Source organism: Acidovorax cavernicola (assembly GCF_003581445.1).
The window spans coordinates 1-18,784 of sequence record NZ_QXMN01000057.1 but is presented as its reverse complement, the minus strand read 5'-3'; the positions used below and the strand labels follow the sequence as shown (position 1 = coordinate 18,784).

Below are 18,784 nucleotides of genomic sequence, written 5' to 3'. Positions count from 1 at the left end.
AACCACTGAAGGAGCAATGCGATGAAATGGTGCAAGCCTGAGTTCGAAGAAATGCGTTTCGGCTTCGAAATCACGATGTACATCTCCGCTCGCTGAGCGCGAGCACCCACGGCACCGGCCTTGCGCCGGTGCCGTGTTTTTTTGTTGGGCCCCCATGAAGATTCTGGTGCTGGGTTCGGGAGCGGGTGGTGGCTTCCCTCAATGGAATTGCAATTGCCGGTTGTGCGCCGGCCAGCGAAGCGGGCAGGTGCGGGCCACGCCCCGCACGCAGAGTTCGATCGCCGTGTCGGCCGATGGCGAACGCTGGATCCTGCTGAACGCATCCCCTGATCTCGGCGCGCAACTGCGCGCCTCGCCGGCTCTGTGGCCGCGTCACGGACTGCGCCATTCGCCGATCGAGGCCGTGGTGCTGATGGATTCCCAGATCGACCACGTCGCGGGCCTGCTGAGCCTGCGCGAAGGGCAGCGGCTGCAGCTGTACTGCACGCCCGAGGCGCATGACGACCTCACCGACAGCCTGCCGCTGCTGCGCACGCTCGACAGCTACTGCGGCGTGACCTGGCACCCCTTGTCGCTCGAAGCGGGCGGCGGTGCCTGGCACGACATCGCCGGCCTGCGGCTGCAGGCGCTGCCGGTGCCCGGCAAGGCGCCGCCGTATTCGCCGCGCCGCCAGACCGAGGCGCGCAGCGAGAACGCCGCGGTGCTCATCGAAGACCCCGCCACCGGCAAGCGCGTGCTCTATGCGCCGGGCCTGGCGCAGGTCGGCGAGGCGGAGCACCGCAGCCTCGACGCCTGCGACTGCGTGATGGTCGACGGCACCTTCTGGACCGAGGACGAGATGGTCGCGGCCGGGCTCGGCAAGAAGTTCGCGGCCGACATGGGCCATCTGCCGCAATGCGACGGGCCGCACGGCCCCGGCATGCTGCGGGCGCTCGATGCTTGCGCGGCGCGGCGCAAGGTGCTCATCCACATCAACAACAGCAACCCCATCCTCGACGAAGACGGGCCGGAGCGCGCGCAGCTCGCGCGCCACGGCATCGAGGTCGCGTTCGACGGCATGGCCCTGGAGATCTGAACACGTGACAGCAGCCCCCCAAGATCAGCAAGACCCGTGGTCCCCGCAGGCGTTCGAAGCGAGGCTGCGCGCCATGGAGTCGCGCTACCACAGCCACCATCCCTTCAACCGCCGGCTCAACGCGGGCGAGCTGCAGCCCTTCCAGGTGCGTGGCTGGGTGGCGAACCGCTTCTACTACCAGTGCCGCATTCCGGTGAAGGACGCCGCCATCCTTTCCAACTGCGACGACCGCGCGACGCGCCGGCGCTGGGTGGTGCGCATGCTCGACCACGACGGCCACGGCGACCATGAAGGCGCCAACGCAGGCGGCATCGAGATCTGGACGCGGCTGGGCATTGCGACCGGCCTGAAACGCGACGTGCTCGAGTCGCATGCGCTCGTCGTGCCCGGCGTGCGCTTCGCGGTCGATGCCTACGTCAACTTCGCGCACACGGCGCCGTGGCAGGAAGCGGTGATCTCCTCGCTCACCGAGATGTTCGCGCCGCGCATCCACAAGGACCGGCTCGCGGGCTGGCCCACACATTACCCGTGGATCGACACCTCGGGGCTGGACTACTTCCGCAGCCGCATCCCGCTGGCCGACCGCGACGTCGAGCACGGCCTCGAAGTGGCGATGCAGTGGTGCACCACGCGCGAGCGCCAGCAGCGCGCGCTGCACATCCTGGGCTTCAAGCTCGACATCCTCTGGGCCATGCTCGATGCCATCGAGAAGGCCTACCCCGACGACCTTCCGAAAGAACAGCAGCCATGACCGCATGGACCGACGATGCCCAGCCGGCGCTCACCGCGATGTACCGCATGCAGTGGGAGGAGGCGCAGCAGTGCCACGTGCTGCTGTTCCCCGAGGGCATGATCAAGCTCAACGGCCCGGCGGCCGAGATCCTCCAGCGCTGCGACGGCAAGACCTCGGTGGCCGCGCTCGTGGCCGACCTGGAGCGCACCTTCGGCGAGAGCGACCTGCATGCCGACGTGCTCGAATTCCTGGAGCAGGCCCATGGACGCCACTGGATCCGCTGAGCTGCAGGCCCGCGTCGCGGCCAAGCCGCCGCTGTGGCTGCTGGCCGAGCTGACCTACCGCTGCCCGCTGCACTGCGCCTTCTGCTCGAACCCGGTCGACTACACGCGCTACCGCGAAGAGCTGGACACGGCCGAATGGATCCGCGTGTTCCGCGAGGCGCGCGCGATGGGCGCGGTGCAACTGGGCTTCTCGGGCGGCGAGCCGCTGCTGCGCGAGGACCTGCCCGAGCTGGTCGCGGCCGCGCACGCGCTGGGCTTCTATACCAACCTCATCACCTCGGGCGTGGGCCTCACGCCGCAGCGCGCCGAAACACTCAAGCGGGCAGGGCTGGACCACATCCAGCTGTCGTTCCAGGATTCGAGCCGCGAGCTGAACGACTTCCTCAGCTCCACCAAGACCTTCGACCTCAAGCAGCGCGTGGCCCGCATCATCAAGGACCTCGGCTATCCGATGGTGCTGAACTGCGTGATGCACCGCTACAACCTGCCGCACGTGGGCCGCATCATCGAGATGGCCGAGGCGATGGAGGCCGACTTTCTCGAACTCGCCAACGTGCAGTACTACGGCTGGGCCTGGCGCAACCGCGAGATGCTGATGCCCTCGCGCGAGATGCTGGCTACGGCCGAGGCGGTGGTGCAAACGCACCGCCCGCGCCTGGACGGCCGCATGAAGATTCTCTGGGTGGTGCCCGATTACGCCGAGGGCAAGCCCAAACCCTGCATGGCCGGGTGGGGCAGCGTGTTCCTCGTGGTGGCGCCCGACGGCGTAGCGCTGCCGTGCCACAGCGCGCGCATGCTGCCCGGGCTCGACTTTCCCAATGTGCGCGAGCACGGCATCCGCGAGATCTGGCAGGAGAGCCCGGCCTTCGGCGCCTACCGTGGCACCGGCTGGATGAGCAGCGCCTGCCAGAGCTGCGACGACAAGGAGAAGGACCACGGCGGCTGTCGCTGCCAGGCCTTTCTGCTGACCGGCGATGCCGCCGCCACCGACCCGGTGTGCCCGAAGAGTCCGCGGCATGACGAGGTCGAGGCGATGGTCAACGCGGCGAACGATCCGCGCGACGTCGGCACACCGATCCGCTTCGTGCCGGGCGCGCGGCGCGCGGGTGAGCTCGTCTTTCGCACCGACGCGAACGCGTTGGGCTGAGTGAGCAGGCAGGCGCCTCAGTGACGATCACCCATCGCCTGCCCCTGGACGGCGGGCATGCGATGCATGTCGAGGAGCACGGCAACCCGGCGGGCCTGCCCGTGGTGGTGCTGCACGGCGGGCCGGGCTCGGGCAGTTCACCGGTGCTGCGCCAGAACTTCGATCCGGCGCACTACCGCATCATCTGCCCCGATCAGCGCGGCTCGGGCCAGAGCACACCCATGGGATCGATCGAGAACAACACGCTCGCCGACCTGCTGGCCGACCTGCGGCACCTGCGCACGCATTTGCAGATCGATCGATGGCTGGTGGTGGGCGGCTCATGGGGCGCCACGCTGGCGTTGATGCATGCGCTCGATGCGCCGGGCGCCGTCGCGGGTCTGCTGCTGCGCAACGTGTTTCTTGCGCGCCAGAGCGACATCCTCGATCTTTTCATTGGAGCTGAGCGGCACGACGGTCCGGCATGGCACGCACTGTGGGAAGAGGCCCGACGCCGCCAATGCCCGGTGACGGTGCCGATCGCCGAGGTCTTCGCGCATGGCACCTGGGCGCAGCAGGTCGAGCTGACGCGCCGCTGGTTCGAGTGGGAGCAGCGCCTCGCCACCGGCCGCGCCGCGCCGCCGCTCGACGAGGCGATGCTGCCCCGGCTCGTGGCGCGCTACCGCGTGCAGAGCCACTACCTGCGGCACGTCTGCTGGCTCGATGCGCCCTCGCTGCTGCAACGCTGCGCCGCGTTGCCTCGCGTTCCCACGCTGATCGTGCACGGCACGCAGGACGCGCTGTGTCCGCCCGAGGGCGCCCGGGCGTTGGCGCAGGTGCTGGGCGCACCGCTGCAGTGGGCGCAAGGCGCCGGCCACGACCCGACGCATCCGGCCATCGCCGCCGCGATGCAGCAGGCCTTGCGCGACTACGCCGCCACGCAGGCCTTCGGCTTCAGCGCAGCCGCTCCTTGAGCGGATCGCCGACCAGCGTCACCCGGCCGTCCTTGCGGCGCATCCACAGCCGCTCGTTGCCATGGCCGTCGTCGGCCACGAAGAGCACCGCGTCGCCCAGCGCGCGAAAGCCTTGCGGCATGGCGTGGCGCTCGCCCGCCGCGAGGTCCGCCACGGCGCGCGTACCGGCCGGCGTGCCGTCGCTGGTCCACGGCTCGACGCCGCTCGTGCCGCCGCCGTTCGCCGAGAACCACAGGTGCGATCCGATGACGGCGAAGCGCGCCGGTGAGCCGTTCTCGGCGCCGGGCGCGATGTCCTTGACGCGCACCGTGCCGGCCGCCGTGCCGTCGCTGCGCCACAGTTCCGCGCCCGAGACGCCGTCGGTCGCGGCGAAATAGAGCTGGCCGCCCATCACAGCGATCGGACTCGACACGGCGCCGCTCGGCCCCGGACGGATGTCCTTCACCAGCGTCGTGCCCTTGGCGGTGCCGTCGGTCTTCCACAGCTCGATGCCGTGCACGCCGTCGTCGGCCGAGAAGTACAGCGTGCGGCCCAGCGCGGCCAGGTGCGCCGGGCGCGAGGGCGCGGCGCCGGGGCGCAGGTCTTTCACGAGGTGCGTGCCTTGTGCGGTGCCGTCGCTCTTCCACAGCTCGACGCCATGTTCGCCGTCGTGTGCGGTGAAGTACAGGTCGTTGCCCACGGCGGTGAGGTTCTGGATGCCTGCGTCCTCGATGCCCGGGCGGATGTCCTTCACCAGGCGCGTGTGCTCGGGCGTGCCGTCGGTCACCCAGAGTTCGTGGCCGTGTGCGCGCGTGGTGGCGGTGAAGAACAGGCGCGGGCCGGCCACCGTGAGCTGGCGGGTGAGGGCGCGCGGCCCGGCGTCGATGGCCGACACGCGCGTGGTGCTCTTCGCATCGCCCGTGGTCTTCCACACCTGGAAGCCGGTGCGGCCGTCGTCGGCCACGAAGTAGAGCGCGTCGCGGAACACGGTCAGCTCGTTGGGCATCGCGCCTTCCTCGCCGGGGTGCAGGTCGATCACCTGTGTCGTGCCGGCGGCGGTGCCGTCGGTGCGCCAGAGTTCGAGGCCGCTCGTGCCGTCGGTGGCCGTGGTGTAGACATGGCCCTTGAACGCGACCTGCCCGGCCGGGAAGGACCCGCGAAAGCCCGGCCGGATGTCCTTCAGCAGCGTGGTGCCGGCGTTGCTGCCGTCGGTGACCCACAGTTCCTGGCCGGTCGCGACGTGGAAGGCGCTGAACACCATCCTGCCGCCCAGCGGCGTGAGGCCGGAGGGCGCGATGAAGGCCAGCCGCTGGCGCTGCTCGGGGAGCACCTCGCGTTCGGGGTCTTGCGCGAGGGCGGACGATGGCGCGAGCAGGGCGAACGCGGCGAGGCAGAGGGCGCGCATCGGCTCAGCCCCCGAACCACCGCGCCGGCACGATCACCAGCTGCGGAAACGCCACCATCACGAACAGGATCGCGAACTCGGCCAGCATGAACGGCACCACGCCGCGCGTGACGTCGTCCATCGAGATCTTGCCCACGCCGGCCACCACGTTGAGCACCGTGCCCACCGGCGGCGTGACGAGACCGATCGAGTTGTTGATGATGAACAGCACGCCGAAGTACACGGGGTCGATGCCGGCCGCCTTCACCACGGGCATGAGCACCGGCGTGAGGATGAGGATGGTCGGCGTCATGTCCATGGCCGTGCCCACCACCATCACCAGCACCATGATCGCGATCATGAGCAGCATCTGGTTGCCCATGAAGGGCTCCAGCATGCCGACGATCTTCGAGGGCAGGTCGGCCACCGTGATGAGCCAGGCGCTCACCATCGCCGCGGCGATGAGGAACATCACGATGGCGCTGGTCTTGGCCGCGCTCACGAAGATCGCGTACAGGTCCTTCCAGGTGATCTCGCGGTAGATCACCGTCGACACGAAGAGCGCGTACACGGCCGCCACCACTGCGGCCTCGGTGGGCGTGAACACGCCCATGCGCAGGCCCACGAGGATGATCACCGGCAGCATCAGCGCCCACAGCGCGTTGCGGAAGGCGGCGGCGATCTCGGCCGACGACTTGCGCGGCGGCGGCACGATCTTCTCGCGCCGCACCAGCCAGGCCCAGGTGATCCACAGCGCGCCGCCGATCAGCAGGCCCGGCACGATCGCCGCGAGGAACAGCTTGGAGATCGACACGTTGGCCGCCACGCCGAAGATCACTAGGCCGATGCTCGGCGGGATCACGGGGCCGATCACGCCGGTGGCCGCGATGAGGCCGGCCGCGCGCGGCTTGTCGTGGCCCGCGCGCACCATCATCGGCAGCAGCAGTGCGGTGAGCGCGGCGGCGTCGGCCACGGCAGAGCCCGAGAGCGCCGACAGCAGGCAGCCGGCCATGATGGTCACGTAGCCCAGCCCGCCCTTCACATGGCCGACGAGTGCGAGCGCGAAGTCGACGATGCGCTTGGACAGGCCGCCCACGTTCATGATCTCGCCCGCGAGCATGAAGAAGGGCACGGCCAGCAGCGGGAAGCTGTCGGCGCCGCCGATCACGTTCTGCGTGAGGATCTGCGCATCGAACAGATCGAGGTGCCACATCAGCGCCACGCCGCTGGCCAGCAGCGAGAAGGCGATGGGAATGCCCATCGCCATGGCGAGCAGGAGCGAGCCGACGAAGACAGCGATGGTCATGGTCGTGCCCCCGGTTGCTTGTTGTCCTGCGAACCCAGGATCTGCTGCAGCTGCACGGCTTCTTCCGACTCCTGCACCATCACCAGTTCATGGTCGGCGATGCGGCCCGTGAGCAGGCGCAGCAGGTCGAGCGCGAGGATGAGCCCGGCCAGCACCGAGAACACGATGCCCGCGGCGTAGACGATGGCCATCGACGCGCCGGTGACCGGCGCCGTCACGTCCCAGTTGATGCGCGCCTGCGCGATGCTGCCCTGCAGCAGCAGCCAGACGATGTAGAGCATCACCGCATGGCCGACGGCCAGGCAGATTTTCTTGCCGATGGGGGGCAGCTTCTGCACCACCATGTCCACGCCCAGGTGGCCGTGCTCCTTCAGCGCCACCACGGCGCCCAGGAAGGTCATCCAGATGAAGAGCCAGCGCGAGACTTCCTCGGACACCGTGATGCCCGAGTTGAAGCCGTAGCGCAGCACCACGTTGCCGAACACGAGCACGACCATGACCGCGAGCGCGGCCGCGATCAGCGCCTCGATGCCGGTGCAGCACCGGTCGAGCCAGCGGGTCATGCGGCGGCCTGTGCTTGCGCTTGAGTCAGAGCCTGGCGCTGCATGTCGACCAGCGCGCGCAACGCGGCCAGGTACGACAGCGGGCCCAGGCCCTGGACCGTGCCCTTCACCGCCGGCGAGATGATCGAATGCGCGCGCCAGGTCTCGCGCGCGGCGATGTTGGACATATGGACCTCGATGCTCGGGAAGGGCATGGCCTTGATCGCGTCGTGCAGCGGCACGCCGTGCTGCGTGAGGCCGGCGGGATTCACCAGCGCGCCCTGCGCATCGTCGATGTGGGCGTGCAGGAAGTCGATCAGGTCGCCTTCGTGGTTCGACTGGATGGTTTCCAGCGTCACGCCGAGTTCGCCGGCGAGGGCCTGCAGCTGCGCGTTGATTTCGGCGAGCGTGGTCTTGCCGTAGATGTGCGGTTCGCGGCGACCGAACAGGTTGAGGTTGGGGCCGTGGAGGACGAGGATCTTCATGGGGAGCTTCGGTGAGGGGCTGACTGGCTTGCTGCTTACTTGCGGATGCGGGCGAGTTCGTCGTTGTAGAGCTTGACGATGGCGGGGTCGTACTGTGCGGCGAACTTGTCGACGACGGGCTTGGCGATCTCGCGCATGCGCTTCTGTTCGGCGGCGGAGAGTTCGTTGAACTGCGCGCCCTTGGCCTGCAGGTCGCCCACGGCCTTCTGGGCTGCGGCGCGGCTGACCTGGCGCTGGTAGCCGCGCGCCTCGTTGGCCGCATCGTTCATCATCTTCTGCTCGGCGGGCGTGAGCGAGTCCCAGAACTTCTTGCTCACCAGCACGATGTTGGCGGCGTACACGTGATTGGTGGCGCTGACGAACTTCTGCACTTCGTAGAACTTGTTCGACAGGATCACCGCATAGGGGTTCTCCTGCCCATCGACTGCCTTGGCTTCGAGGGCGCCGTACAGCTCGGCGAAAGGCATCGGTACCGGGTTGGCCTTGAAGGCCTTGAAGGTCTCCAGGAACACGGGGTTGGGGATCACACGGACCTTCAGGCCTTCGAGGTCTTCGGGCTTGGTGATGGGGCGCTTGCTATTCGTGACGTTGCGAAAGCCCAGGTCCCAGTAGCCCAGGGCGACCAGACCCTTCTCGGGCAGGCGGGCGATCAGCGCTTGTCCCAAGGGGCCGTCGAGCAGCGCATCGGCCTGCGCGAAGGAATTGACCGAGAAGGGGAAGTCGACGAGGCCGAACTCCTTGACGATGCCGGCCAGGGAGGTGGTGGCGGGAGCGGACATCTGCTGCACGCCGCCCTGGAGCGCGGACTGTTGCTGCATCTCGTTGCCGAGTTGGGAGGCGGGGAACTCCTGGACCTTCATCTTGCCGCCGCTCTTGGCCGACAGGAGTTCGGCAAAGCGCTTGACGCCGAAGCTCACGGGGTGGTCGGCGTTGTTCAGGTGGCCGAAGCGGATCACGCGCTCCTGCTGCGCCCACGACGGGGCGGTGAGGCCGGCGCACAGGCCGGCCACGGCAAGCATACGAAGAAGTTTCACGAAAGGTCCTCAGGCGGGAAGGAAGGAAGAAAGGAGGGGGAAGGAAAAACCCGGAATGGAGGCGATCGTATTTTTGTTGGAAAGAATTTCCATAATGGAAATCCCTTCCCCGACTTCTGCTACGCTGACGCACCATGAGCGCCGGGCAGGATCGCCCGCGCAACGAGACGACATCCGGAGGACGAAATGAGCGGAATACTGGAACGCAGCTTCAAGGTGCTGGAACATCTGGCGGAGCATCCCGAGGGGTGCGCGCTGTCGACGCTGGCCAGCGAATTGCAGATTCCCCTGAGTGCATCGCACCGACTGCTCGCGGAGCTCATCCGCTGCGGCTACGTGCGGCAGGAAGCGCGCGACGGCCACTATGTGCTGACCATCAAGCTGGTCTCGATCAGCCTGTCGTTTCTCAGCCGCTCGGGCATCGTCGACATCGCGCAGCCGCTGCTCGACCAGCTGGCCGTGGCCTCGGGCGAGCTCGTGCGCCTGGCGGTGGTCGATGGCGAAGACCTGACCTTCGTCGCCAAGGCGCAGGGCGCCACGCACGGCCTGCGTTATGACCCCGACATGGGCCTGTCGGTGGCGCTCTCGTGCAGCGCGGCCGGGCACGCGTGGCTCTCGACCATGGGCGAGGACGACGCGATGGCGCTCGTCGCCAAGAAGGGGCTGGGCAAGCCCGAGGACTACGGCCCCAAGGCGCCCACGTCGCTCAAGGCCGTGATGGCCTTCGTGAAGGCGGCACGCCAGCGCGGCTTCAGCATGATCAACGAGGTGTTCGCGCCCGCGATGACCGCCATGGCCGCGCCCGTGTTCGGCGCCGACGGCACGGCGATCGGCGTCGTCACCATCGCGGGCCCGCTGGTGCGGCTCACGCCGCAACGCATGGAAGCGCTGGGACCGGTGCTGTGCCAGGCCGCCGAAGAGGTGGCGCGCGCCAGCGGGGCCTCGGCGCTGTTCAAGAAGAGGGCGTAAGCCCAGCCGTTTTCACCACCGAAAAAGAGCAGGAGACATCACCATGAAGACGAAGCACTCGAAGCGCAGCTTGTTGCTGACCGCGATGGCGGCGGCGCTCGCGTTCGCCGCCCCCGGCGCGTTCGCCCAGGTCAAGGAGCGCACCATCAAGTTCGCGTTCCAGAACCAGGCCGGCCATCCGCAGGCGCAGGGCGCGCAGAAGTTCGCGGACCTCGTGGCCGCGAAGTCGGGCGGCAAGATCACCGTGAAGCTGTTCCCCGGCGGCACGCTGGGCGGCGACCTGCAGACCGTGTCGGCACTGCAGGGCGGTACGGTGGAGATGACCGTGCTCAATGCGGGCATCCTGTCGGCGCAGGTGAAGGAGTTCGCGGCCTACGACTTTCCGTTTCTCTTCAACAGCGGCAAGGAAGCCGACGTGGTCACCGACGGGCCCTTCGGCCAGAAGCTGATGGCGAAGCTGGAAGACAAGGCCCTGCACGGCCTGGGCTACTGGGACCTGGGCTTTCGCAACCTGACGAACAGCAAGCGCCCGATCGTCAAGGCCGACGACATCGCGGGCCTGAAGATCCGCGTGATCCAGTCGCCGATCTACATCGACATGTTCGGCGCGCTCGGCGCCAACGCCACGCCGCTGCCGTTCCCCGAGCTGTACCCCGCGCTCGACCAGAAGGCGGTCGACGGCCAGGAGAACCCGAACACGACCATCCTGTCGTCCAAGTTCGCGGAAGTGCAGAAGTACATCACCCAGACCCGCCACATCTACAACCCGCAGGCACTGCTGATCAGCCGCAAGACCTGGGACGGCATGAGCGCGGACGAGAAGAAGATCGTCAACGAGGCCGCCGCCGAAGCCACCGCGTTCCAGCGCCAGGCCTCGCGCGGTGCCGCCGACAGCGCGCTCGATGCGCTGAAGAAGGCCGGCATGACGGTCTCCGAGCTACCGCCCGAAGAGATGGCGAAGCTGCGCGCCAAGGTGAAGCCCGTGATCGACAAGTACACCGCGTCGGTCGGCGAGGCGACCGTCAAGGAACTGATGGCGGAGATCGAGAAGGCGCGCAAGTAGCAGGCGAGGAGGGCGCCTTCTCTGCGGGTCAGAGATCGCGATAGTCCCGGATGTGCGCGCGCACCAGCTGCTGCGCCGCTGCAATGGACGCTGCATCGGCAGCGGCCGTGTCGGGTAGCCAGCGGAACGCATCCGGGCCGTGGAACAGCAGGAGCCCATCCTTGAAGCGGCATGCCTTGGTGTAGGCCTCCCAGCCGTGGCGCTCCTCGCTGTGAGGGCCGCGTGCATGTGTCCCGCTTTCCGACAGCGAAAGGTCGATCTCCTGGTCGTAGAAGGGGCTCTGCCTGAAGCGATGGAGGGCCAGCCGGGCGATGGCCGGCGCACTCAGCACCAGCACGATGCCGAGCGCGAAAACCGCCGCCAGGGCCAGGAATCCTTCGTAGACGCAGACGACCAAAGGCACGCCGAACAGGAGTGCCAAGGGCCACTTGAGTCGGACCCACCAGATCTGCTGCAGGTTGCGCAGGAAGCCGGTGAGCAAATGGTCTTCCGAGAACTGGAAGCGGTAGGTGATCTGCATCCGTGAATTCTGATTCAGGCCGATGGCCCTGCCAGGCGCGGCAGGCGCATCACCCGGGCGCAAAGGCCCGGACCTCCCGCCCCAGCGATCCGTAGAGCCACTCGCGGTCATGCAGCAGGCCGCCGCCATCGCCCTTTGCGATCTTCAGCGTTGACAGCCGATCCCCGGTGGCCGGGTCCAGGAGGAGGATGCCTTCTTCCGGTGACAGCACGGCCAACGCGGTGCCCGCCATGACCGGTCGCCCGCGAATGCCGTCTTCGCAGGCGGCGTACCACTCGCTCTTGAGGACGTGCTTGGTCTTGAAAAAAGACCGTTCGCTTCGCAGCGAGGCGCAGCCCACACGCCCGGCATCCGTGCCGAAGCAGACGCGATCGCCTGAGAGCAGCATCGGCCCGTCGATGGTCTCCTGGTCTTCCAGGTTCAGCCGTGCCAGCAGATCACCCGTCTGCAGGGAATAGGCGCGCAGCGACCCGCGGGCGCCGATCAGCACCGTCTGCTCCTGCACCAGCGGATGGAACATCCACTGCGCGCTGTCGACGGCCCAGAGCGAGCGTCCGCTCGATGCCTCCAGGCAGTGAAGGCGAACCCCCGCACCTTCGGCGAGCACCGTGGCGTGGACCACGCGGTCGCGGTTCGCCGCAACGCCATAGCTGTGCCCGTGGTTCTCGAACGCCCAGATGACGGTGCCCGTGCGCAGGCCGATGCACCACGTTTTCGACGCACTGCCGCCCGTTTCCGCCACCACGAGCCGATCGCCTGCGACGAGACAGGGCTTGCCCATGTTGCGATCTGTGCAGCGGCAGTCCCAGAGTTTCTTTCCGCTGCTGTCGAAGGCGTGGACCGCGCCGGAAAAGCTGCTCACGTACACGGCGCCATCCGGTGCCACCACGGGCTCGTTGACGACGTGGGGGATGGTGGCGCGCCAGCGCTCCTCGCCTGTGAGGCGATCGAGTGCGACGAGCGTGCTCCCGTAGAAATCCGCCTTGTCGTAGTGAAAGGCGACGAGCACCGCATCGGCCGCTGCGACGGGGGCTCTGGCGCCGACCTGGCGTTCTTTCGGCAAGCGATAGGACCAACTCGATTTCATATGCGCGTTCGTTCTCGCGGATTGCCTTCAGGAAAGTACCGGCAAGACCGGCGGGGCATGGCCCGGGGACGGTCCATGTTAGAGGGCGCGAGCGGCCGGATTCTGACGATTTCTCCAGCTGCCGACGTTTCAAGTTGGGGCGTTCGAACGCCGATTGGCTCAAACGACGCACCTTGTTAGGGCTTTACGCCTCAATCTGGTTCTCCAATCCGGCAAAATGCAGGATTCGCATAAGGTTATGCACCGTTTTGGAAAACAGAGGATTGGAATGAAGCACGCATCCGTCGGGGGATTCCTCGCACACGTCGCACAACGCAACCCCGGGCAGCCCGAATACCTGCAGGCCGTGACCGAGGTGATGGAAAGCCTCTGGCCTTACATCGAGAAGCACCCCAAGTACACGAGCCACAGCCTGCTGGAGCGGCTGGTCGAACCCGAGCGCGTGATCATGTTCCGCGTGTCCTGGGTGGACGATCACGGCGAGGTGCAGGTCAACCGCGGTTTCCGCATCCAGCACAGCCTGGCCATCGGTCCCTACAAGGGCGGCATGCGCTTCCATCCCTCGGTGAACCTGTCGATCCTGAAGTTCCTGGCCTTCGAGCAGACCTTCAAGAACGCGCTGACCACGCTGCCCATGGGCGGCGGCAAGGGCGGCGCCGACTTCGACCCCAAGGGCAAGAGCCAGGGTGAGGTGATGCGTTTCTGCCAGGCGCTGGTGACCGAACTGTTCCGCCACGTGGGTTCCGACACCGACGTGCCGGCCGGCGACGTGGGCGTGGGCGGTCGGGAGGTCGGCTTCATGGCCGGCATGGTCAAGAAGCTCACCAACCGCGCCGACTGCGTGTTCACCGGCAAGGGCCTGAGCTTCGGCGGCTCGCTGATCCGCCCCGAAGCCACCGGCTACGGCAATGTCTACTTCGCGCAGGAAATGCTCAAGCGCAAGGGCCGCAGCTTCGACGGCCTGCGCGTGAGCGTCTCGGGCGCGGGCAACGTGGCGCAGTACACCATCGAGAAGGCCATGGCGCTGGGCGCCAAGGTGGTCACGGTGTCGGACTCCAGCGGCACCGTGGTCGACGAGGAAGGCTTCACACCCGAGAAGCTCGCCGTGCTGATGGACGTGAAGAACCACCTCTACGGCCGCGTGAGCGACTACGCCGAGCGCACCGGCACCCGCTTCGTGGCCGGTGCCACGCCGTGGCACGTGCCGGTCGATGTGGCGCTGCCGAGTGCCACGCAGAACGAACTCAACGAAGAAGACGCGCGCACGCTCGTGAAGAACGGCGTGGTGTGCGTGGCCGAAGGCGCCAACATGCCCTCGACCATCGAGGCCGTGAAGGTGCTCGAAGGCCACGGCGTGCTGTACGCACCGGGCAAGGCCAGCAACGCGGGCGGCGTGGCCACGTCGGGCCTGGAGATGAGCCAGAACGCGGCGCGCCTGTCATGGACGCGCGACGAGGTCGACGGGCGCCTGCTGCAGATCATGCAGGGCATCCACGAGTCGTGCCTGCACTACGGTTCGCGTGCCGACGGCAGCGTGAGCTACGTGGATGGCGCCAACATCGCCGGCTTCGTGCGCGTGGCCGATGCGATGCTCGCGCAGGGCGTGGTCTGACGGTTGTCTGAGTTCAGGCTCAGAGTTCGATGAATGAAGAGGTTGCCTTGTTCAGTGCAAGGCGGCCCTTCGCGGTGATCGATTCCACCTGGGCCAGCTGACGGATCGCGCGCTCGTCGGGCGCATGCTCCGACGGCGGGATGAAGGCTGTCACGAGCTCGGCGGCACGCAGCACGCGCAGCCTGTCGATGTCTGCCGGCGTGTGGAGGACGTATGGCAATTTCTGCTCGGCGATGGTCCGAAGAAATTCCATGGACATGGGTCGTCTCCTTGTCTTGATGGCGGTTCGGACATTGTGCGCACAAACAATTAGCGCTGTCTAAACCCTGCGCCGGGCATGCCTTTCGAGGCGTGTACCGAAGTTTCCAGTTCTTTCTGAGGGCGCACGGGACGTGCCACTTTGTTTCTGGTCGTTGCCATGCTTTCGGCCAGCGTGGCAGGGTCCATGCATTCGCCCGCGGCCCATGTCTTGCGCAATGTGGCGCGCATGTCGGTCAGGTCCCGGCGTTGCGCGCGCAGGCCCGCCATGAGCTGGTCGATTTCGCGCACGCGGCCGTCGAGCCGTTCGAGCAGGTCGTCCGCCGAAAAGACCTCGCAATCCGCGAAGGCGCTGCGCAGGCTGTCCAGCGAGAAGCCGAGGTTCTGCGCGATCTGGATCAGCTGCAGCCGCTTGAGCGCGGCCTCGGTGTAGACGCGGTAGCCGTTGGCGCCGCGCTCGGGCTCCGGGAGCAGGCCGCTTTGCTCGTAGAAGCGGATGGCCGAGGGCGCCATGCCGGTCTTGTCTGCCAGTTCACCGATTTTCATATCGCTTGACCTTCAAGTTGACTTGAATCTTAGCATCGGGCTTTTCCACTCCACCACCCGGTTTTCATCGTGAACTCCTCGCCGCTTTTCCTGCCGCTGACCCTGCCCAACGGGAGCGTCCTGCCCAACCGCCTGGCCAAGGCCGCCATGGAGGAAAACATGGCCGATGCCGGGCAGTTGCCGGGTGCGGCCCTGCACGACCTCTACCGCGTCTGGGCGCAGGGCGGCGCGGGCCTGATCATCACGGGCAACGTGATGATCGACGGCCGCGCGCTCACCGGCCCGGGCGGTGTCGTGCTTGAAGCCGGCACGCCGCTCGAGCGTTTCACCGAATGGGCGGCAGCCGCGCGCAGCGGCGGCGCGCAGGTGTGGATGCAGATCAACCATCCGGGCCGTCAGGTGCAAATCAGCATGGGCGGTACGGCCTGGGCGCCGTCGTCGGTGGCGCTCGATCTGGGCAAGCACAGCAAGCTGTTCGTGCAGCCCGAGGCCATGAGCGAGGCGCAGGTTGCCGAGACCGTCGAGCGCTTCGCCGCCACGGCGCAGGCGGCCGAGCTCGCGGGATTCACCGGCGTGCAGATCCATGCGGCGCACGGCTATCTGCTCTCGCAGTTCCTGTCGCCGCTGACCAACCGGCGCACCGATGCCTGGGGTGGCAGCCTGGAAAACCGTGCGCGCTTTCTGCTCGACGTGGTGCGCGCCGTGCGTGCGCGCGTGGCGCATGGTTTCGCCGTGGCTGTGAAGCTCAACTCCGCGGACTTCCAGCGCGGCGGATTTTCGGAAGACGATGCGAAGCAGGTCATTCGCTGGCTCAACGACGAGGCCGTGGATCTGGTCGAACTGTCCGGCGGCAGCTACGAAAGCCCGGCGATGCAGGGCCGTACCGCCGACGGCCGCACGCTGGCGCGCGAGGCCTATTTCCTGGAGTTCGCCAGGGAGCTGGCCGCCGTCGCGCGCATGCCGGTGATGACCACGGGCGGCATCGTGCGCCGCACCGTCGCTGAACGGGTGCTGGGGGAGGGCGTCGCCGTGGTGGGCATGGCCACCGCACTGGCCGTGGCCCCCGATCTGCCCGCACGCTGGCGCGCGGGAGACGACGCGTCGGCACAGAGCCCGCGGGTCGACTGGAAGGACCAGGTCATGGCCGCGTTGGCGCGCATGGCGCTGGTGAAGCGCCGGCTACGCACCTTGCGCCCGGGACGCACCGGGGCGCCTGTGCATTCGCCGTTCCTGACCCTGGTTCTCGACCAGCTGCGCACGAAGCGGCTGACGAAGCGCTACCGGCGCTGGTTGGGCGCGCGGGCGGCGTGAAGTGAGTCGCCGATGCCTCTATCGGCTGGCCTGAACCGGCCAGGCGGTGGTGTCGGGCCGCAGCAGGTGCCAGAACACCGGATCGATGCCGTCGAAGGTCGCGCGGTAGCGATCGGACAGCCGGTTCTCGTCGGTCACGTCGCGGATCACGATGCCGTCGATGCGCTGCGGATGCGCGCGGAACACCTGCGCATAGATTTCCGGGTCGGCCTCGCCCGAATCGCCCACGAGCAGGAAGCGGCGTTGCGGAAATTCGGCCAGCAGCCGCTCGATCACGCCGAGCTTGTGCGCGCGCGATTCTTCGCCGCTCGGGATCAGCGTGCGCCACGTCGTGCTCTCGCGCAGGTGCATGCTGCCGGCGGGAAAGTCGGCGTCGCGAATGAAGTCGGTGAGTGCGGGGTACAGCTGGATCGGGCTGCCCGAGAGGTAGTGAAAGCGCGTGTCGGACGCCTTCGCCAGCGCGCGGTAGTGCGCCGCCATGCCCGGCGCGGCCTCGAAGCGGCGCGCGAAGGTGTTCAGCAGCATCTCGCGCCGGTCGCGCACCTGCGTGCGCTTGATGGTGTCGTCGATGTCCGAGATGACCGACAAACCTTGCGCCGGCACGATCTGCGCACGGCCGCGAAAGCGCGGCAGCAGTTCGCCCGGTCCGGTCACGCCGTGGAACGGCAGCCACTCCTGCGACGACGGAATGTGCGCGGCCTCGATGACCGCGCGCAGGTTGCTGCGTCCGTCGACGCCCGTGGGCGGCATCTTCAGGCGCGTGGCCGAGCCGTCGAAGACGACGTCGAGCACCTTGTCTTCTTCCGACTCGGCATGGAACAGGGCCGTGCGCTGGCTGAAGCGCAGCCGCGCGGCCGGCGAGAGCTTCTTCAGGCTGATGCCGAGGTAGCGCGCGAGCGCAGCGTCCAGGCCCCAGCGATGTTCGCGCTCGAACACCCAGGCATGCACGTCGACCTCGATCCGCCCGTCGGCGGTGGGGCGCGCGGTGCCGGGCATGAACAGCGCTTCCTCGTCCGACTCCAGCGGCCCGGCGGCGTGCAGGGCCTGCAGCGGCGCGAGGCCCGCAAGCAACGCTGCGCCGGCCAGCACGGTGCGCCGCGTCGGCAGCGGCCTTGACGGCGATGGGCTGGGCGTGCGCCGCGGCGTCGTCATGCAGCGGTGCGTTCGTAGACCACGAAGCTGAAGGGCAGGCCTTCCTTGGCCGAGACGTGCGACTCGCGCTGCGTTTCGCGCCACACGGCGGCGTCGAGCTCGGGCGCGTGGGCGTCGCCTTCGTAGTCGCGTGCGATCTCGGTGACGACCGCGCGCTGCGCCAAAGGCTCGGCCTCGGCGTAGATCTGCGCGCCACCGATGACCCAGACTTCAGAAGGTGCCGACTCGTCGCACAGCGCGAGCGCCTCGGGCAGGCCGCTGGCTGTCTGCGCGCCTTCAGCCTGCCAGTCGGCCTGCCGCGTCACCACGATGTTTCGACGGCCCGGCAGCGGGCGAAAGCGCGGCGGCAGCGAGTCCCAGGTCTTGCGGCCCATCACCACGGGCGCGCCCGCGGTCTGCTGCTTGAAATGGGCCATGTCCTCCGGCAGGTGCCAGGGGATGGTGTTGTTCACGCCGATCACGCCGTTGGCGGCGCGCGCGAAGATCAGGTTGATACGGGGCGCGGCAGCACTCATCGCATCACACCGCCACTGGCGCCTTGATCGGATCGCCGTGCTTGTAGTCGAGCACTTCGAAGTCTTCGTACTGGTAGTCGAAGATCGAGTCGGGCTTGCGCTTGATGTTCAGCGTGGGGTAGGGGTACGGGTCGCGGCTGAGCTGGAGCTTCACCTGCTCGGCGTGGTTGCTGTAGATGTGGCAGTCGCCGCCGGTCCAGATGAAGTCGCCCACGTCGAGGTCGCACTGCTGCGCCACCATATGCGTGAGCAGCGCGTAGCTCGCGATGTTGAAGGGCACGCCCAGGAAGATGTCGGCGCTGCGCTGGTAGAGCTGGCAGCTGAGCCTGCCGCGCTCGCCCTCGGCCTGCGGCGGCGCCACATAGAACTGGAAGAAGGCGTGGCAGGGCATGAGCGCCATCTTCGACAGTTCGGCCACGTTCCAGGCGCTCACGATGATGCGGCGCGAATCGGGGTTGGTCTTGAGCGTCTTGATGACGTCGGAGATCTGGTCGATGTGGCCGCCGTCGGGCGTGGGCCAGCTGCGCCACTGCACGCCGTACACGGGGCCCAGGTCGCCGTCCTCGCGCGCCCATTCGTCCCAGATGGTGACGCCGCGCTCCTTGAGCCAGTTGTTGTTGCTCGACCCGGTCAGGAACCACAGCAGTTCCTGGATGATGGATTTCAGGTGCACCTTCTTCGTGGTCACCAGCGGAAAGCCTTCGTTCAGGTCGAAGCGCATCTGGTGGCCGAACACGCTCTTGGTGCCCGTGCCCGTGCGGTCGCTCTTGAACACGCCGTGGGTGTCGACGTGGCGCATGAAGTCTTCGTACTGGGAGCGGATGGGGCG

22 protein-coding genes are annotated in these 18,784 nt (G+C 67.7%); 10 read left to right on the top strand and 12 right to left on the bottom strand.

Features of this window, described 5'->3' with window-relative positions; all coding sequences use genetic code 11:
• The first annotated feature begins 21 nt into the window (after positions 1-21).
• The 6 genes from pqqA to D3H34_RS28320 are packed head-to-tail and all read left to right on the top strand — an operon-like array spanning position 22 to position 4,192.
• Positions 22-96, top strand: coding sequence for a pyrroloquinoline quinone precursor peptide PqqA (pqqA, locus tag D3H34_RS34945; protein ID WP_013539171.1), 75 nt, complete (start codon positions 22-24; stop codon positions 94-96).
• Positions 97-154: 58 nt separating this feature from the next.
• Positions 155-1,075 carry a pyrroloquinoline quinone biosynthesis protein PqqB gene (gene pqqB, locus D3H34_RS28340; protein ID WP_119557890.1) on the top strand — a complete coding sequence of 307 codons (921 nt, stop codon included), beginning with the start codon at positions 155-157 and terminating at the stop codon, positions 1,073-1,075.
• Between the two features lie 4 nt (positions 1,076-1,079).
• On the top strand, positions 1,080-1,826 hold the full coding sequence (pqqC, locus tag D3H34_RS28335) for a pyrroloquinoline-quinone synthase PqqC (protein WP_119557889.1): 747 nt from the start codon (positions 1,080-1,082) through the stop codon (positions 1,824-1,826).
• Positions 1,823-2,092, top strand: a complete 270-nt coding sequence (gene pqqD / locus D3H34_RS28330) for a pyrroloquinoline quinone biosynthesis peptide chaperone PqqD (protein ID WP_119557888.1) — start codon at positions 1,823-1,825, stop codon at positions 2,090-2,092. Before pqqC ends, pqqD begins: the two co-directional genes overlap by 4 nt.
• Positions 2,070-3,239, top strand: coding sequence for a pyrroloquinoline quinone biosynthesis protein PqqE (gene pqqE, locus D3H34_RS28325; RefSeq protein ID WP_119557887.1), 1,170 nt, complete (start codon positions 2,070-2,072; stop codon positions 3,237-3,239). The genes pqqD and pqqE overlap by 23 nt, the downstream gene beginning before the upstream one ends.
• A gap of 20 nt (positions 3,240-3,259) precedes the next feature.
• Positions 3,260-4,192, top strand: coding sequence for an alpha/beta fold hydrolase (locus tag D3H34_RS28320; RefSeq protein ID WP_119557886.1), 933 nt, complete (start codon positions 3,260-3,262; stop codon positions 4,190-4,192).
• On the opposite strand, the gene D3H34_RS28315 is transcribed toward D3H34_RS28320, so the two are convergent.
• Genes D3H34_RS28315 through D3H34_RS28295 form a run of 5 tightly spaced genes read right to left on the bottom strand, consistent with a single transcriptional unit; the run spans position 4,173 to position 8,907 of the window.
• The gene (locus tag D3H34_RS28315; RefSeq protein ID WP_119557885.1) at positions 4,173-5,576 is read right to left on the bottom strand and encodes an ELWxxDGT repeat protein; all 1,404 of its coding nucleotides are present in this window, start codon (positions 5,574-5,576) and stop codon (positions 4,173-4,175) included. The genes D3H34_RS28320 and D3H34_RS28315 overlap by 20 nt on opposite strands.
• Before the next feature lie 4 nt (positions 5,577-5,580).
• On the bottom strand, positions 5,581-6,861 hold the full coding sequence (locus D3H34_RS28310) for a TRAP transporter large permease (protein WP_119557884.1): 1,281 nt from the start codon (positions 6,859-6,861) through the stop codon (positions 5,581-5,583).
• A complete protein-coding gene (locus D3H34_RS28305; RefSeq protein ID WP_119557883.1) occupies positions 6,858-7,424 on the bottom strand; it encodes a TRAP transporter small permease in 567 nt (188 codons plus the stop codon). The genes D3H34_RS28310 and D3H34_RS28305 overlap by 4 nt, the downstream gene beginning before the upstream one ends.
• The gene (locus tag D3H34_RS28300; protein WP_119557882.1) at positions 7,421-7,888 is read right to left on the bottom strand and encodes a type II 3-dehydroquinate dehydratase; all 468 of its coding nucleotides are present in this window, start codon (positions 7,886-7,888) and stop codon (positions 7,421-7,423) included. Before D3H34_RS28300 ends, D3H34_RS28305 begins: the two co-directional genes overlap by 4 nt.
• A 35-nt stretch (positions 7,889-7,923) precedes the next feature.
• Complete coding sequence (locus D3H34_RS28295; RefSeq protein WP_119557881.1) at positions 7,924-8,907, bottom strand: TRAP transporter substrate-binding protein; 984 nt, start codon at positions 8,905-8,907, stop codon at positions 7,924-7,926.
• A gap of 201 nt (positions 8,908-9,108) precedes the next feature.
• Between D3H34_RS28295 and D3H34_RS28290 the strand changes: the two genes are divergently transcribed.
• Together D3H34_RS28290 and D3H34_RS28285 are read left to right on the top strand one after the other, a co-directional pair.
• Positions 9,109-9,891 (top strand): IclR family transcriptional regulator, encoded by a 783-nt coding sequence (locus D3H34_RS28290; RefSeq protein ID WP_119557880.1) that lies wholly within the window; start codon positions 9,109-9,111, stop codon positions 9,889-9,891.
• Between the two features lie 43 nt (positions 9,892-9,934).
• Entirely contained in the window at positions 9,935-10,954 is a 1,020-nt protein-coding gene (locus D3H34_RS28285; protein WP_119557879.1) for a TRAP transporter substrate-binding protein, read from the top strand.
• Between the two features lie 28 nt (positions 10,955-10,982).
• On the opposite strand, the gene D3H34_RS28280 is transcribed toward D3H34_RS28285, so the two are convergent.
• Positions 10,983-11,474, bottom strand: coding sequence for a YcxB family protein (locus tag D3H34_RS28280; protein ID WP_119557878.1), 492 nt, complete (start codon positions 11,472-11,474; stop codon positions 10,983-10,985).
• Between the two features lie 49 nt (positions 11,475-11,523).
• On the bottom strand, positions 11,524-12,561 hold the full coding sequence (locus D3H34_RS28275; protein WP_119557877.1) for a PQQ-binding-like beta-propeller repeat protein: 1,038 nt from the start codon (positions 12,559-12,561) through the stop codon (positions 11,524-11,526).
• Between the two features lie 268 nt (positions 12,562-12,829).
• Here D3H34_RS28275 and gdhA point away from each other — a divergent pair, with 268 nt between their 5' ends.
• Entirely contained in the window at positions 12,830-14,173 is a 1,344-nt protein-coding gene (gdhA, locus tag D3H34_RS28270) for an NADP-specific glutamate dehydrogenase (RefSeq protein ID WP_119557876.1), read from the top strand.
• A 19-nt stretch (positions 14,174-14,192) separates the two neighbouring features.
• Here gdhA and D3H34_RS28265 read toward each other — a convergent pair whose 3' ends face one another.
• Both D3H34_RS28265 and D3H34_RS28260 read right to left on the bottom strand, forming a co-directional pair.
• On the bottom strand, positions 14,193-14,432 hold the full coding sequence (locus tag D3H34_RS28265) for a hypothetical protein (protein WP_119557875.1): 240 nt from the start codon (positions 14,430-14,432) through the stop codon (positions 14,193-14,195).
• 50 nt (positions 14,433-14,482) lie between these two features.
• Positions 14,483-14,977 carry a MerR family transcriptional regulator gene (locus D3H34_RS28260; protein WP_119557874.1) on the bottom strand — a complete coding sequence of 165 codons (495 nt, stop codon included), beginning with the start codon at positions 14,975-14,977 and terminating at the stop codon, positions 14,483-14,485.
• 69 nt (positions 14,978-15,046) lie between these two features.
• On the opposite strand from D3H34_RS28260, the gene D3H34_RS28255 reads away from it, so the two are divergent.
• Positions 15,047-16,288: an NADH:flavin oxidoreductase/NADH oxidase family protein gene (locus D3H34_RS28255; protein ID WP_119557873.1), complete on the top strand. Its 1,242-nt coding sequence runs from the start codon at positions 15,047-15,049 to the stop codon at positions 16,286-16,288.
• 18 nt (positions 16,289-16,306) lie between these two features.
• Here D3H34_RS28255 and D3H34_RS28250 read toward each other — a convergent pair whose 3' ends face one another.
• The 3 genes from D3H34_RS28250 to D3H34_RS28240 all read right to left on the bottom strand — a co-directional run.
• The gene (locus D3H34_RS28250; protein ID WP_119557872.1) at positions 16,307-17,440 is read right to left on the bottom strand and encodes a phosphatidate phosphatase App1 family protein; all 1,134 of its coding nucleotides are present in this window, start codon (positions 17,438-17,440) and stop codon (positions 16,307-16,309) included.
• Complete coding sequence (locus D3H34_RS28245) at positions 17,437-17,955, bottom strand: dihydrofolate reductase (RefSeq protein WP_119557871.1); 519 nt, start codon at positions 17,953-17,955, stop codon at positions 17,437-17,439. Before D3H34_RS28245 ends, D3H34_RS28250 begins: the two co-directional genes overlap by 4 nt.
• A 4-nt stretch (positions 17,956-17,959) precedes the next feature.
• Positions 17,960-18,784, bottom strand: an 825-nt coding sequence (locus D3H34_RS28240) for a thymidylate synthase (protein WP_119557870.1), incomplete at its 5' end; no start/stop codon positions are given.